This is a genomic window from Anaerococcus sp. Marseille-Q7828, assembly GCF_949769285.1.
Lineage (GTDB): Bacteria > Bacillota > Clostridia > Tissierellales > Peptoniphilaceae > Anaerococcus.
The window spans coordinates 1,155,781-1,170,894 of record NZ_OX458331.1 but is presented as its reverse complement, the minus strand read 5'-3'; the positions used below and the strand labels follow the sequence as shown (position 1 = coordinate 1,170,894).

The window sequence follows — 15,114 nt, the reverse complement described above, 5'->3', positions numbered from 1 at the left end:
TCCTATTTAGCTAAAGCAGCTTTACGTTCTTTTTTGTTTGTATAAGCTGCATAAGCTGCAAATAATATACCTAGTACTATAAATGATGATGCTGGCTGTTGCAAGAATCCAATTGTGTATTCTGCTGGAATAATAGTTTTTCCTAATACTGTTCCTGCTCCTAATAATTCTCTAAAAAACGCTAGCACAGATATTGCTAATGTATATCCCAACCCTTGACCTAATCCATCAACAATAGATGCTACAGGACCATTTTTTGAAGCAAATCCTTCTGCACGAGCAAGGATTACACAGTTTACTACGATTAGTGGAATAAATATACCTAAAGATTTATATAAAGAAGGTACATATGCCCTAAGTACTAACTCAACTATAGTTACAAAGCCTGCAATAATTACGATAAATGATGGGATTCTTATTTCATCTTTTATAAAGTTTCTAAGTAAAGATACTACAAGGTTACTCATCACTAATACAAATATAACTGATAATCCCATACCAAAAGCATTTTGTAAAGTTGATGAAACACCTAGTACCGAACACATCCCAACTAATTGGACAAATACAGGATTGTTTTTAAATATACCATCGGAAAATACCTTACCTAGGTTTACTTTCTGTTTTCTTTTACTATCTACCTTTGTATTTTCGTCTACAAGAGGTCTGTCTATTTGTTGTTCCATAATAACTCCTACTCTAGACTAGCTAGTACTTCCCTAGCATCGTTAATTCCTTTTACAATAGTTGTAGTAGAAATAGTAGCTCCAGAAATACCTACGATTTCATTCTCACCACCAGCTTCTGAATATCCAACTTCATTATCCATATTTACTCCAACCATTCCCTCTTTAAAGAAATCTTGTTCCATTTCAGCACCAAATCCTGGTGACTCTGATTGGTCTAATGGAGCAAATCCTGTTATATTATGATCTGGATCAACACCGATTAGATATTCGATGTCCCCTCCATAACCACCAGGAGAATTGATTTGGAATACATATCCTTCTCCATCAGCTGTAATGGCTTTATAAACATTTTCTACTGTTTCTGGTTTATCCACTTCTAATTCTTCATATGAATCTGCAGGATACACTACAGATAGAGATTTTTTTAATTCCTGTGCTTGATTTTCTGCAACTACTGGAGCTGTCAGACTATTTGTAAATGCAAGAGCTAGTGCTACTACTGCTGTTATAACAAATAATCTTAAACCTAATTTAAAATTATTCATTTGCTACTCCTTTTTGTTTGCTATAATCCACACCAAATACCTTTGGCATAGTATATTTTTCAATTATTGGTACTACAAGGTTTGCAAGTAAGATTGAATAGCTTACCCCTTCTGGATATCCGCCAAAGGCTCTAATAACAGCTGTGATAAGTCCTGCTAGAGCTGCATATATTATTTGTCCCTTTGGAGTAACAGGGCTTGTAGTATAGTCAGTTAACATGAAAAATCCACCAAGTAATAGACCACCTGATAAAATATCTTTTAAGATGTTATCAAATCCTGTGAATAGGCCAGATAATATTGTAGCTGTTGCTATGTAAATAAGTGGCATTTTAAAGCTTACTACTCTTCTGATTAATAGGTAAATAAAACCTATAATTAATGCTAGTGCTGATACTTCACCAAGTGATCCTGGTATATTTCCTAAAAATAAATCCATAAGAGAATATGCATTTGGATCTGAAAGTGGTGTTGCAGCAGATACTGATGCAATGTCACTAACGTGTTTTAGTGTTGCTACTCTTTGAGGTGGCACGAAGTTACTCATATTGCTTGACCATGAAGCTAGTAAAAATGCTCTAGCTGCTAAAGCTGGGTTTACAATATTTTGTCCAAGTCCACCAAAGGCCATTTTAACAACAGCAATTGCAAATATTGAGCCGATTACTATTTGCCAAACTGGTAGGGTAAATGGCACGTTGTAGGCAAGTAAGATGCCTGTTACAACTGCTGATAGGTCATGAATTGTGTTTTCTTTCTTTCTTGCTTTGTTAAATAATGTTTCTGTTGCCACACAAGTTAAAACTGATGCTAGAACTAAAACTAAGGACCTATATCCAAAGTAATAAAATGCTGCAATTCCTGCTGGAATTAGGGCAATTATTACATCTAGCATTTCTTTTCTAACATTGCGGTTACTTCTCACGTGTGGAGAAGATGTAACTAATAGTCTTTTTGTATCTTCCATATATCTCCTCCTATTTACCTGCTTGTCTTATTTGTCTCTTACCAAATCTGATTGCTTCTACAAGAGGTCTCTTTGATGGGCAAATATAAGAACATGATCCACATTCTATACAGTCCATAATTCTTAGTTCTTCTGCCTTGTCAAATTTCTCTTTTAGTGAATATTTGTGGATATATAGAGGTAATAGGTTAACTGGACATACTTCTACACATCTAGCGCATCTGATACATGGTTCAGTAACTGGTGGGATCGCTTCCTCTGTTGTTTGAACTAGTATACAGTTAGTTGCTTTTTCTATTGGAAGGTCAGTTTTTGGTTGGGCAATACCCATCATTGGTCCACCGTTTATAAGTTTTCCAATTTCTCCCTTAGTACCTCCTGACGCTTCTAGGGCAAAATCAAATGGAGTACCAATTTTAACAAGCATATTTGTAGGATTAGCTACATTGTGACCTGTAACTGTCATAACTCTTTCTATGAGAGGCTTATCATAATAAATAGCTTCATAAACTGCATTTACAGTTGATACGTTTGAAACTATTACTCCAGCATCCATTGGAAGACCACCTGATGGCACTACTCTATTTAGTGTTGCATCAATTAATCTTTTTTCATCACCTTGAGGGTATTTTGTAGCAAGTTTTACTACTTTTAGTTCTGGCATATTAGTTGCATTGTTTGCATAATCTTTAAGATAATCTGCTATAACTTCATAAGCCTTTGCCTTGTTATCTTCAATTGCTATGATTCCCTCTTTTGCTCCAGCTGCAGTAACTAAGAGCTCTAGACCTTTTACTATTGCTTCTGGTCTATTTTTTAATATGTAATCATCACAGGTAACATATGGTTCACATTCTGCACCATTTACTATAACTGTATCTACAGCTTTTGCTGGTGTATATTTGATATGTGTTGGGAAGGCTGCTCCACCCATACCAACTATTCCAGCTTCTTTGATTTTTGCTACAATTTCTTCTTTTTGTAAGCTAACGTTATCATTTAGTATGTACTCTTTTGCTTGATCATATCCCTCAGTATCAATCACTACTGCTTGTGAGTTTTTACCTGAGGCGGTTTGGATATCGATAATATCGCTTACAACACCTGCTACTGATGAGTGGATATTTGCTGAGAAATTACCAACAGCCTGGCCGATTAAATCGCCTATTGCCACTTCATCTTTTTTGTTAACCAAACATTTGCTTGGGGCGCCTATGTGTTGAGTCAATGGAATAACCACAGTTTTTGGTACTTCCAATTTTAATAAATCACTATTTTCAGATAGCTCTTTATACTCGTCTATATGTACACCCTTTTTAAATGTTAAAACATCTTGGGCCATAAAAATCTCCTTCTTATTTTCTTTCCATTAACTATTATAAATTAGTTTTAATTATTGAGCAACTAATTAGGCAATATCATCTAAAATATTGCCCAAAAAAATCATAAAATTGTTATATGCAAGTTGCCCCAAATCTGATAATTCAAGGTTAGTTGGAAGTCCATCCTTATAAAAAGTCTTGTAAACTTCATAATTTGCCATAACCTTTGTGACATATTGCCTTGTCTCATCAAAAGGTATCTTTGAGATATCTGGATTTACTTTATCAAGAATTCCTTGATCTATCCATTTGTCGACATTTCCTACCCCACCATTGTAGGCAGCAAGGGCTAATTCCTTGTTGTTATAATAATTATATAGGTAGTTGTAATAGCCAACCCCAAGTTTGAGGTTATAATAAATGTCATTTAGCTTATCTGGATAGTAGTCCTCTCCTATGACTTCTGCTGAGTGTTTGGCCGTCTCATCTAATAACTGCATCAAACCCTTGGCTCCTTGGTGAGATTGTGCATCATTATCAAAATCTGATTCGACCTTTACAATAGAAGCTGTAAGCAAGGGATCGACATTGTATTTATTTGAATACTCATTTATCTGATCTTGGTAATTTATCTGAGTTCTAGATGTTTGGTAGGCAATCACCCCATAGCTTACTGCCACTAGGGTAAGGACTGTCAGAAGAATAAATCCTAAGACTTTTCCTATAAATTTTAAAACTTTCATAATAAATCCTTTTTTTCCAAAACTATTTTTAATTCTTTGATCAAATCTGCTACAGAACCGCTATTGTCAAAAACTACATCGCTTTGCTCTTGCATTTGGATTTGCTCTTTTTGCTTTTCTATCTTTTCTTTGGCATAGGATGCATCTATATTATCTCGATCCATCAGCCTTTCTACTTGGGTATCGTGATTTGCAGTTACAAGCCAAACTTCATCACAAGCAAATTTCTCTTTCATTTGAAAATATAGAGGAATTTCTACAAAAACCACTTTTTCATCCAGGCTATCAATAGTTTTTTCTAGCTCATTAACGATATTTTTGTGGGTTAATTGATTTAATTCCAATAATTTATCTTCATCTGAAAAAATAATCTTCGCTAATTTTTTCTTATCCAAGTTATCACCATCAAAGGCATCGGTAAAGGAAGGTGAATTCTTGATAGCCTGGTAATTTAAACCACCAACTTCTAATAATCGCCTGTTTGTTTCATCCGCTGATAGGACTGTAAAACCCAAATCGGATAATAGCCTTGATAAGGTAGACTTGCCAGAGGCTATGGTTCCTGTAATTACTATTTTACTTGGATTCATACATACTCTCTCCAGTATCTATATCAACTAATAGTGGGACAGGAAGTTTTGCGGCTTCTTCCATGGACTTTCTTAATATCTCTATTGCTTGGTCCTTATCATCAATGCTTGATTCAAGGATAATCTCATCGTGAATTTGTAAGATTATTCTAGCATCAAGGCCAGCTTCTTTGAGATTTTCATAAGTTTTTATCATAGCTATTTTTATGATATCAGCAGCCGTTCCTTGGATTGGAGTATTCAATGCAACTCTCTCACCAAAGCTTCTTACGTTGAAATTCCTTGATGAAATCTCTGGTATATACCTTCTCCTGTGAAATAGTGTTTCAGTATAACCTTGATCTCTTGCTTCTTTGATAATATTATCCATATATTTTTTGATATTTGGATAACTTGCCTTGTAGTTTTCTATATAATCTTTAGCAACTTTTCTAGGAATATTTAGATTTTGAGAAAGACCGTAGTCGCTTATACCATATATTATCCCAAAGTTTACAGCCTTGGCATTGTATCTTTGAACTTTTGTAACTTCCTCAAGTGGAGTATCAAAAACTTCTGATGCTGTCTTTGTGTGTATGTCTACACCATTTATAAAGGCATCTATCATATTTTGATCTTCTGATAGGGAAGCTAGAATCCTAAGTTCTATCTGAGAATAGTCAGCATCTATCAAAATCATACCAGGACTTGCTTTAAAGGCTTTTCTGATTTTTCTGCCCTCTTCAGTCCTTATAGGTAGGTTTTGAAGATTTGGCTCCGTTGAAGAAAGTCTACCAGTCGATGCAATATTTTGTCTAAAAGTAGATCTTATCCTACCATCCTCATCTATAGAATTTTCAAGGCCCTCAATGTAGGTTGAACGCAACTTGTACATTTCCCTGTATTGTTCGATTTTTGGTATTATTTGGTGCTTATCCCTAAGTTTTTCCAAGACTGATGCGTCAGTAGAAAATCCTGTTTTGGTTTTTTTGATAACAGGCAAGTCCAAGTCTTTAAATAAGACTTCTCCAAGTTGCTTGGTAGAATTAATATTAAATTCTGATCCTGACAGCTCATAAATGTCTTTTGTAAGATTTTCTATAATCTCATCTATTTCAGCTTTTAAGCCTTCTAAAACCTCTCTATCTGTGACAAATCCAGCAATTTCCATTTCAGATAAAACCTTGGATAATTTAATTTCTATATCCTCATAAAGGTCATACATTTGATAATCTTTAAGTTCGCTAACTAATTTATCCTTTGTATTTTCCAATGTGTATAGGACAGATCCTAAGTAATTATTCAAATCATCCTGGTCTATATCCATATATGATTTTGTTTTTGCTCCCTTGCCTATGAGATCAACCGAGCTTATCACTTCGTAATCAGAGTAAGCTTGGCTTAAGGTTTTTACATCATAAGATGACCTGGAAGGATCTATCAGATAATGCATGAGCATTAGGTCATGGTAAGGTAATTCTACATCTATGCCGATTTTATCGAGTAAGACTATGTCTTCTTTGATATCAAATGAATTCTTTATTATCTTCCCATCTGCAAAAATATCTTTAAAATCTCCAACAAAATCTTCATCTGGGTCTACGATAAATGTTTTTGAATCTTTTGTTTTTATAGCAATCTTATGAATATTTGAGTGGATGTAGTTATCCCCATCATATATGGCCTTAAAAGTAAATTCTTTGCCACTTTTTATCTTATCAACTAAAGCTTTTAAGTCATTTGTTGTATCTAGGTCAAAAGATTTTTCTTCTACTGCTACATCGCTATTTTTATCAAGTTTTTCTATAAATTTATTAAAGTTATACTTAGAAAATTTCTCTCTAAGGTTTTTCTCATCAACTTGACCTAATTTCAAATCATCTAAGTCAATTTCTACTGGTGCATTAGTGACAATGGTTCCGATTTTCTTGCTCATATAGGCAATGTGTTCGCTGTCAATCAGATTTTGCTTAGTCTTTTTCCCAGAAACTTCATCTATATGCTCGTAAAGCCCCTCTATTGACCCGTAGTCTTTGATAAAGCCAATTGCTTTTTTAGGACCGATACCATCTACACCTGGTATATTGTCTGACTTATCACCCTCAAGTCCCTTAACATCTATGAGCTGCTTTGGACTTAGACCAAATTCTTCCTCTATAGTTGCAAGGTTGTATTCCACCATATCGGAAATACCCTTTTTGGTAAGATAGACAGTAATATTTTCATCAACCAACTGCAGATAGTCCCTATCTCCAGTGATTACTACGACCTTATAACCAGCTTCTTGGCCCATATTTGCATAGGTTCCTACAATATCGTCAGCTTCGTAGCCATCAAGGTCAGTATATTTTACTCCCATTGAATCAAGGATATCTTTTAAAATACCAAATTGATAAGAAAGTTCTGATGGCATCTTATCTCTAGTTGCCTTGTAATCTTTAAATTCGTCATGACGGAAAGTTTTGCCAGACCTGTCAAAAGCAACAAGTACTGAATCCGGCTTGTAATTATCAAAGGCATTCTGGTACATGGTCAAAAATCCATAGACACCATTTGTCATAACCCCATCATTATTTGTAAGATTAGGCAGAGCAAAAAAAGCCCTAAATATTAAACTTGATCCATCAATTAACATTAGTGTTTTTGTCATAAGAACTCCTTAGTAATAGTATAACGCATATGGTTGATATTTTAAAGATTGCATTAAAAAAAGCCCATAATCTGTGGATTATGAGCATTTTTAATATGTATTGAAGCTTTTTTGGTCCTCGACCCTACGGGTCTGCGGTTATTTCGCGCTTGTTGGCGCGAGCGCTCCTTTAGCCGCGCGGGCTTCGTGCTTAAGCACGACCACTCCGTGGAGGGTCCTCTCTTAGCCGGACGGGCTTGTTTAAATTGTGCCTTCGGCGATTTTTAGGTCCTCACTTCGTTGCGGTTGTTTCGTGCCTATAGGGCACGACCCCTCTCTGCGCCGGGGAGGCGAGTTATGGTGCCGGTGGTGGGACTCGAACCCACACGCCCTGGTGGACAACAGAGTTTGAGTCTGTCTCGTCTGCCAATTCCAACACACCGGCAAAATGGTTACTAAGATAGTATACCATATTTTATTTGCCTTGTAAACGCAGTTTTTTATAATATCCCGAAAAATAAAATTTCATTGATAATATTCCTATTACAATGCCAAGTATTATACCTGCTAGAACGTCTGACGGAAAGTGGACGTGGAGGTATAGCCTGCTAAATGAGATTAAAATAGCCAAAACTAAGGTGAATATTCTTAGTGATTTTGATTTGCCCATAAATAGTATAATTGTCGCAAATGTGGCAGCATATGAGCTGTGTCCTGATGGGAATGAGGCATTTCCTACTTTTGGTATTAATAATTCTAGTCCCTTAACGTATTCATATGGCCTTGTTCTATCAACGATGTTTTTTAGGCCCAGGTTTATAATTATTAAGTTTCCTATAAAGGCAATAATCATTATTTGTGCCATTTTTTTGTATTCCTTTGTTGATAAGAATACTATTATTAAACATATCCAAAGTATTGCCCCATTTCCTAGAGAAGATATGGCAACCATAAATTCATCTAGAAATGGGCTTCTTATTTTTTGTATAGCATTTAGTATAGAAAGTTCAAAACTTGTAAAAGAATTCATTCTAATTTCCCTTATCTATGGTTTCAACAGTCATATCATAAGCTTGTTGGATTCTCGATCTTTGGTAGTCATCAACTTCGTCATAGTATTTTCCACCATCTAGGAAATCTTCTGCCACATGTGTTTGAACACTTGTTCCAAAGTCATTATATTTTACACCCACCCAGATTGGATGAGCCTCAATATTTTCAATTGATGTTGATCCATTTTTAGGATTTTTAGCCAAGTCTATCTCGTAGCTTACTGCTTGTTCTGTTCTAATATCGTTGTTGTTTTCAAGGTTTTGAAAAGAGATAAAGTTTCCTAGAGCATAGGCTATAAAGCCAGTCCTACCATCACTAGCTTCGTAGTATTCGTACGGTTCAACAACGTGTGGGTGGTTGCCTATGACAAGGTCTGCTCCCCATTCAATCATTTCTCTACCTAGTTCTACTTGGTCAGCACTTGGATCAGAATGATATTCTATGCCCCAATGTGGATAGACTATTACAAAATCAGCACCATTTGCCTTCGCCTCTTTGATGTCAGATTGTATTTCTTCTGGGTTAAGGTAATTTAGTTCCGGTATTTCTTCTCTAACTTGAACTAGGTCAACTAGACCATTTGCACCATAAGTATAGGCTAAAAAGGCTAATTTTATTCCATTGACATTTTTATACAAAATTCTACTTTCTCCAGACTCTTTTGAACCCACATGGTCAATGCCCAATTCATCCATAGCTTCAATTGTTGTAAATAAGCCTTCGACCTCTGTGTCAAGTGAGTGGTTATTGGCTGTTGAAAGGACATCAAATCCTGCATCTTTGATAGCTTCTAGGTATTCCTTTGGCGCATTAAATCTAGGAAATCCTGCATATGCCAAGTTAGGATTGGTTGTTGTTTCATAATTTCCTATAGAAATATCTGCATCGCTAATATAATCACTGACGTAGGCAAATGAATCTGAAAAATCGTAGGCCCCGCCACCCTTGTTGTAGGCGTATTGGATTTGAGCTAGGTGAGCCATGATATCGCCAAAAGTCTTTATCTTAACTGTATATAACTGTTGGTCTTCTTGATCTTCTTCAGTTTCTTTTTTATCAACTTCCTGGCTATTTTCTTCTATTACTTCCTCGTTTTGAATATTTTCATCAATGTTTTCATCATTTTGGCTTTGGTTGATATTTTCAATCAAATCAGCTGTTCTAACTACTTCTTCTTCGCTAGTAGGTTCAGCTTCTTTGCTAGAACAAGCTACCAAAAAAACACTAAGGAATAATACACTAAAAATTTTTCTATTTATCTTCACTAATTGCTCCTATTATTCTAAATATTATAATTATACTATATATATTCTACAACATTTTACGCTTTAAGGGTATAAGTATCTAATGTACGGAGGAGTTTATGACATTTAACGATACTTTAGGTGTAGAAATACATGAAATGAATGATCAATATTTGGAGATGAGAATCCCCTTTAAAGATGAATATAAAAATGAACTTGGAGCTGTACACGGAGCTATAATTATGGCCCTTGCTGATGTTGCAACTGGTATTCTGGCCAATCAATTAAAATATACCGCTCCAACTCAAAGCTCATATACTAATTTTTTAAGACCAATTTTGGATACTAAATATATTTATGCCAAATCTGAAATAATTAAAAGAGGAAAAAGGACTGTTACTGTAGATTGCAAAATATGGTCCGATGATACAAAACTCGCTGCTGTAAATAGGTCAGAATTTACCATTGTTGAAAATATAAGAAAGAAGCCATCTAAACTTACAGAAAGTTTAAAATCAGGTAATTATGAAAGATATTAAAAAATTAACTCATCTGATAAAATGATATGTACCCTCTTTACTAGAAAACTCAGTAAGGAGGGTATTTTTATGAAATATAGTTATGAATTAAAAAAAGAATGTATACAGTAGTACAGAGAATGAAAATGGGCGGATACACCTGAAGGAGTTAAGGATAAAATATTTCATGATGCAATCAGAAAATGCTTTAAGTTAGAAAAACTTCATGGTCCAGAAAATTTAAAACATGGATGCCACCTATAAGATATAGGTTAGCATCCACTATAACTAATTAATTAAATATTGTGTCCATTTCTATGGGTAACTTCAAATTTTGGAAGGTTCTATAAATTATTAAACTGTTCCCATCAATTTTAATACAATATTTGCAATAACAGCTGAGCCTATATAAGTTCCTACTAGGGCACATAATGTTATTACTACTATTTTTAGACCTTGTTTTTTGAATGAATCTAATTCTTTTGCTGATGAAATTCCAGCGTATGCCAAAATTGGTGTACAAAGTGGCAATAAATCTAGATGAGCCATAGCTTCATTGAAAGGTGCTGCCACTGGTGAAATTCCAGGAATTGATGCGAAAGATGCTAAAAATGCTATATATAGAATTGTTGGTAAATTTATGTGAACTTTTTGAAGTAAAAGATCCAAAATTAAACCAAATACAGTAATACCAAATAACCAAAGCATTCCAACTAAAACATCTGCAATGGTTGAATCTGATCCCATTCTAATACTTGAAATATAAAGACCAGCTATAGAAATTACTGCTGTTATACATAAAACTCCTAAATATTTTGAAAGAGTTTTTCCAAAGCCTAAATTTACTTCTTTTTCATCCTTTTTTTCAATATGACGAGTTGGAGCAAGAGCAGCTTTTTCTGCTTCATATTTTTCTTTTCCTTTACAAATTTTATATAGCCATTCTGCTATAGGAATTCCTAAGAAAAATGCAACATAAACTGTATCAACTGCTGATAAAACTTGACTTGTAGCACCATATCCCATTAATGCTTGTTCTTTTTCTGGAAAAGCTTCGATAATTGGAGCTATAGCTCCACTCATCATAGATGCAGATCCAGTTCCTGCAGCCATAGATAATGATTCAGGACTAAACCATGGAATATTTACAAAAATTGATGAAATTATAGAAAATGCAATTGTTCCAAGAAGTGTTCCTGTTATGTATGAACCCATAACTCCACGACCTTCTGGAGAATCTAATCCATATAAATTTGCAACAATTCCAAGTCCTTCTTCTCTAGAAATAGAAAAACCAGAACCAATAGCTGTTCTATCCATTTTAAATACAAAAACTGCAATTGGAATAGAAATAAAAATTGTACCAAGGTTACCAAATTCTTGTAAGATTAAAGCAGGTCCTGCCTTAATAACAGTAGAAATATTTGGTCCAATAGCTGTTGCCATAAAAGCAATCAAGAACAAACAAGAAATGCTGACATATTCACCAGCTCTTGCCATATCACGTTCTGAAATAGAACTTTTACTTAGTCTACGAGCTACAATAATTCCAATAATAAGTGCGTAGATCATTGGTAGAAGCTTAAATTTAACAATTCCAAGATCAAATGGAATAATTCCAATAGCTTCTGCTGCAATAACTACAAGTAAAATAATAATATGTAGTCTCATATCAGTAAGAATACTTTTCTTTTTCATTTTTACCTCCTTATGTAATAAATCGAAAAGGCAAATGAACAAACCTTTTCTTAAAACCGATTTGTTACTTTAATCTGTTAAAATCAAGCTTACAAACCGTCCAATGAATAGGTTAGCATCAATAATGTTATTTGTCAATAAAGTAAAAAGAAATATTTTTATCATTTGTTTATAATAATTCTTATAAATTGATAAATATACTTTAATCTGTTTTAATTATTTCAAAATAATGATATAAATTATAATTTCTACTTATCTAGTATAGATTTTTATCAAAACATTTATTAAAAAATATCATATAACTTTTTCTAAACAAGAATTAATCATATGTAAATTCATGAGCTTAGAACTCTTTATAAGTATATAATTTGATAAAATAAATTAAATTTGTATTCTAAAATAACTAAAAGACGGAGAAACTTTCTTTGGATCTGAAGTTATTAATAAGCTTAATAAATTCAAAAAAATGATTCAAGCAATTATTGGAAACAGGTATGATAATTGTCTAGACGATGTCATAGATAAAGTTATACCAGAGATATTTTCAAAAGAAATTAAAAAACACCTAGAATAAAACTAGATGTTTTCTTTTATATACTTCAAAGCATCGCGTTTTCCCTTGCTATTAGCTATGAGAAAAACTCCTATAGCAAATAACAATATGAGAAAAGAATTAAAGTATTTTATATAATCTTCTTGGATAATAGTATTGGTTTTCAATAAGAAATAAAAACTTATGCTTAATATAATTATCAAAATTCCTATGATCAAATCACGTCTGAAAATCTTTTTAACTTCTATAGACCTATCATCCACATAGTCATAAGCTGCAACAGTGTATTTTGTCTTATTTGCTTGCTTAAGTGAGCTTATTTTATAATTACTTACTACTATCATCAATAAGCCAAGAGCTGCTATAATTATAGTCGGTATGTATTTGTTCTCTGCTTGTTGACTTTCAATAATAAGCAAGGGGATAAATGATATAATAACTAATAACATTCCTATTGATAAAAATAATGTTGCAAGATTATAATTTTTGATAAATTTTTTCGCTACACTTGTGTCCTTGTAATTTGAAATATCTGCCATAATAACTCCTTTAAGGAAATTATACCCCAGCTTCTTTGATTTATAGATTTTTTTGCAAAAATGTATATATAATAATTTAACAAGGAAATTGATAATAAAATCCATCAAAAAACTTCCTAATCTTTTGGGATTAGGAAGTTAATCTGCTTATTCTATTTTTGCTCCTGCTGGTATTCTATTGCTTACCATTAGAACATTTAGACCTTCTTCGCCATTTTGCTCATGTATTGCTGATAGAATCATACCATTTGATTCTTCTCCCATCATAGCTCTTGGTGGAAGATTCACTATAGCTACTAGATTTTTACCTATTAATTCTTCTGGCTTGTAGTATTGTTTGATACCAGATAGGATAATTCTATCTTCTCCACTACCATCATCTAGGGTGAATTTTAATAGTTTCTTAGATTTTGGTACTTCTTCACAATTTTTAACTTTAACTACTCTAAAGTCGCAAGCAGCAAAATTATCAAAATCTATGTCATCATAGAATTCTTCTGTTTTAACACCTGTAAAATCTATAACTTCTTCTTCGTGATCAATAGTTTGAACACTTGCTTCTTTGTTTTCAACAGCGTTTTTACCTGTTGGTTTCATTGTTGGGAATAGCAATACGTCACGGATTGAATGTTGACCTGTTAGAAGCATTATAACCCTATCTATACCTATACCTAGACCACCTGTTGGAGGAAGTCCTACTTCTAGAGCATTTACAAAGTCATAATCCATCATTTGAGCTTCATCGTCACCTTTTTCACGTTTTGCAACTTGAGCTTCAAATCTTTCTCTTTGGTCAGCTGCATCGTTAAGTTCTGAGAAGGCATTTGCTACTTCTTTTCCGTTGATGAAGGCTTCGAACCTATATGTTAATGATTTGTCGTCATTCTTTCTTTTTGCAAGTGGTGATATTTCCACTGGATAATCTATGATAAATGTCGGTTGGATAAGTTTTTCTTCTACAAATTCTTCAAAGAATTCTGCGATGATTTCGCCACGGCTTTCTTTAACTTCAACATTTTTCTCTTTAGCTATAGCAACCGCATCTTCATAGCTTGTGATTTCGTTAAAGTCAATGCCTGTTTCTTCTTTGATGGCATCAATCATTGGAAGTCTTCTCCATGGTGCCTTTAATTCGATCTCATTGCCATCATATTCTATGCTTGTTTTACCAAGTACATTTGTAGCAACAGTTTCAATCAAATGTTCAGTGATTTCCATCATGTCGTCATAATCACCATAGGCTTGGTACAATTCCATAGCTGTGTATTCTGGGTTATGAGTTGCGTCCATTCCTTCGTTTCTGAACATTCTGCCCATTTCATATACCTTGTCAAAACCACCAACGATTAGTCTTTTTAGGTATAGTTCGTTTGCAATTCTTAGATACATATCTATATCTAGGGTGTTGTGGTGGGTGATAAATGGACGAGCTGTAGCTCCACCTGCTATAGTGTTTAATATAGGTGTTTCAACTTCCAAAAATCCTCTATTATCCAAGAATTTTCTGATTTCAGAAATAATTTTGCTTCTTAGAACAAAAACTTCCTTTACTTCTGGGTTTACTATAAGATCAAGATATCTTTGTCTGTAACGAAGGTCTGGGTCTTTTAGGCCATGCCATTTTTCTGGAAGCATTTGTAAAGACTTGGTTAGTAGTTGTGGTGTGTGTGTTTCTATTGATATCTCGCCTTGGTTAGTTTTGAAAACTTCACCTTCTACCCCAACTATATCACCAATATCATATTTTTTAACTTCTTTGAACTCATCTCCGATTACATTTTTACGGTTTACGATTTGTATGATCCCACTTTCATCTTGGATATCCATAAAGCTCATATTACCATGGCCACGTTTAGCCATAATACGACCAGCTATTCTTGCTGATTTGCCTTCAAATTCGTCAAAATTGTCCTTGATTTCCTTTGATGGTGTACGGTCTTTGAAATTAACAATTTCATGAGGGTCCTTGCCATTTGCTTTTAATTCTTCTAGCTTTTCCCTCTTAATTCGTAGCATTTCATTTAAATCTTGATCTGTCATTTTCGCTC

13 protein-coding genes and 1 tRNA gene are annotated in these 15,114 nt (G+C 33.9%); 1 reads left to right on the top strand and 13 read right to left on the bottom strand.

Annotation, left to right across the window (positions count from 1 at the left end; all coding sequences use genetic code 11):
* Positions 1–2 precede the first annotated feature (2 nt).
* From QNH69_RS05475 to QNH69_RS05430, 10 genes are all read right to left on the bottom strand, one after another.
* Positions 3–683 carry an electron transport complex subunit E gene (locus tag QNH69_RS05475; RefSeq protein ID WP_282929557.1) on the bottom strand — a complete coding sequence of 227 codons (681 nt, stop codon included), beginning with the start codon at positions 681–683 and terminating at the stop codon, positions 3–5.
* 8 nt (positions 684–691) lie between these two features.
* Positions 692–1,231: an FMN-binding protein gene (locus tag QNH69_RS05470; protein WP_282929556.1), complete on the bottom strand. Its 540-nt coding sequence runs from the start codon at positions 1,229–1,231 to the stop codon at positions 692–694.
* The gene (locus QNH69_RS05465) at positions 1,224–2,198 is read right to left on the bottom strand and encodes an RnfABCDGE type electron transport complex subunit D (protein ID WP_282929555.1); all 975 of its coding nucleotides are present in this window, start codon (positions 2,196–2,198) and stop codon (positions 1,224–1,226) included. The genes QNH69_RS05470 and QNH69_RS05465 overlap by 8 nt, the downstream gene beginning before the upstream one ends.
* Positions 2,199–2,208: 10 nt before the next feature.
* Positions 2,209–3,540 (bottom strand): electron transport complex subunit RsxC, encoded by a 1,332-nt coding sequence (gene rsxC, locus QNH69_RS05460; protein WP_282929554.1) that lies wholly within the window; start codon positions 3,538–3,540, stop codon positions 2,209–2,211.
* A gap of 66 nt (positions 3,541–3,606) precedes the next feature.
* Positions 3,607–4,263, bottom strand: coding sequence for a lytic transglycosylase domain-containing protein (locus QNH69_RS05455; protein ID WP_282929553.1), 657 nt, complete (start codon positions 4,261–4,263; stop codon positions 3,607–3,609).
* A complete protein-coding gene (gene coaE, locus QNH69_RS05450; protein WP_282929552.1) occupies positions 4,260–4,853 on the bottom strand; it encodes a dephospho-CoA kinase in 594 nt (197 codons plus the stop codon). The genes QNH69_RS05455 and coaE overlap by 4 nt, the downstream gene beginning before the upstream one ends.
* A complete protein-coding gene (gene polA / locus QNH69_RS05445) occupies positions 4,840–7,482 on the bottom strand; it encodes a DNA polymerase I (RefSeq protein ID WP_282929551.1) in 2,643 nt (880 codons plus the stop codon). Before polA ends, coaE begins: the two co-directional genes overlap by 14 nt.
* Positions 7,483–7,819: 337 nt before the next feature.
* Positions 7,820–7,906 (bottom strand) — tRNA-Leu (locus QNH69_RS05440).
* 30 nt (positions 7,907–7,936) lie between these two features.
* On the bottom strand, positions 7,937–8,491 hold the full coding sequence (locus tag QNH69_RS05435; protein WP_282929550.1) for a phosphatase PAP2 family protein: 555 nt from the start codon (positions 8,489–8,491) through the stop codon (positions 7,937–7,939).
* A gap of 1 nt (position 8,492) precedes the next feature.
* On the bottom strand, positions 8,493–9,779 hold the full coding sequence (locus QNH69_RS05430) for a CapA family protein (RefSeq protein WP_282929549.1): 1,287 nt from the start codon (positions 9,777–9,779) through the stop codon (positions 8,493–8,495).
* A gap of 98 nt (positions 9,780–9,877) precedes the next feature.
* On the opposite strand from QNH69_RS05430, the gene QNH69_RS05425 reads away from it, so the two are divergent.
* Positions 9,878–10,297 carry a PaaI family thioesterase gene (locus tag QNH69_RS05425; protein ID WP_282929548.1) on the top strand — a complete coding sequence of 140 codons (420 nt, stop codon included), beginning with the start codon at positions 9,878–9,880 and terminating at the stop codon, positions 10,295–10,297.
* 333 nt (positions 10,298–10,630) lie between these two features.
* On the opposite strand, the gene QNH69_RS05420 is transcribed toward QNH69_RS05425, so the two are convergent.
* The 3 genes from QNH69_RS05420 to lysS form a co-directional block, all read right to left on the bottom strand.
* Positions 10,631–11,974: a DUF3100 domain-containing protein gene (locus QNH69_RS05420; RefSeq protein ID WP_282929547.1), complete on the bottom strand. Its 1,344-nt coding sequence runs from the start codon at positions 11,972–11,974 to the stop codon at positions 10,631–10,633.
* A gap of 576 nt (positions 11,975–12,550) precedes the next feature.
* Positions 12,551–13,066: a hypothetical protein gene (locus QNH69_RS05415; protein WP_282929546.1), complete on the bottom strand. Its 516-nt coding sequence runs from the start codon at positions 13,064–13,066 to the stop codon at positions 12,551–12,553.
* Positions 13,067–13,213: 147 nt separating this feature from the next.
* Complete coding sequence (gene lysS, locus QNH69_RS05410; protein ID WP_282929545.1) at positions 13,214–15,106, bottom strand: lysine--tRNA ligase; 1,893 nt, start codon at positions 15,104–15,106, stop codon at positions 13,214–13,216.
* Positions 15,107–15,114: the final 8 nt, after the last annotated feature.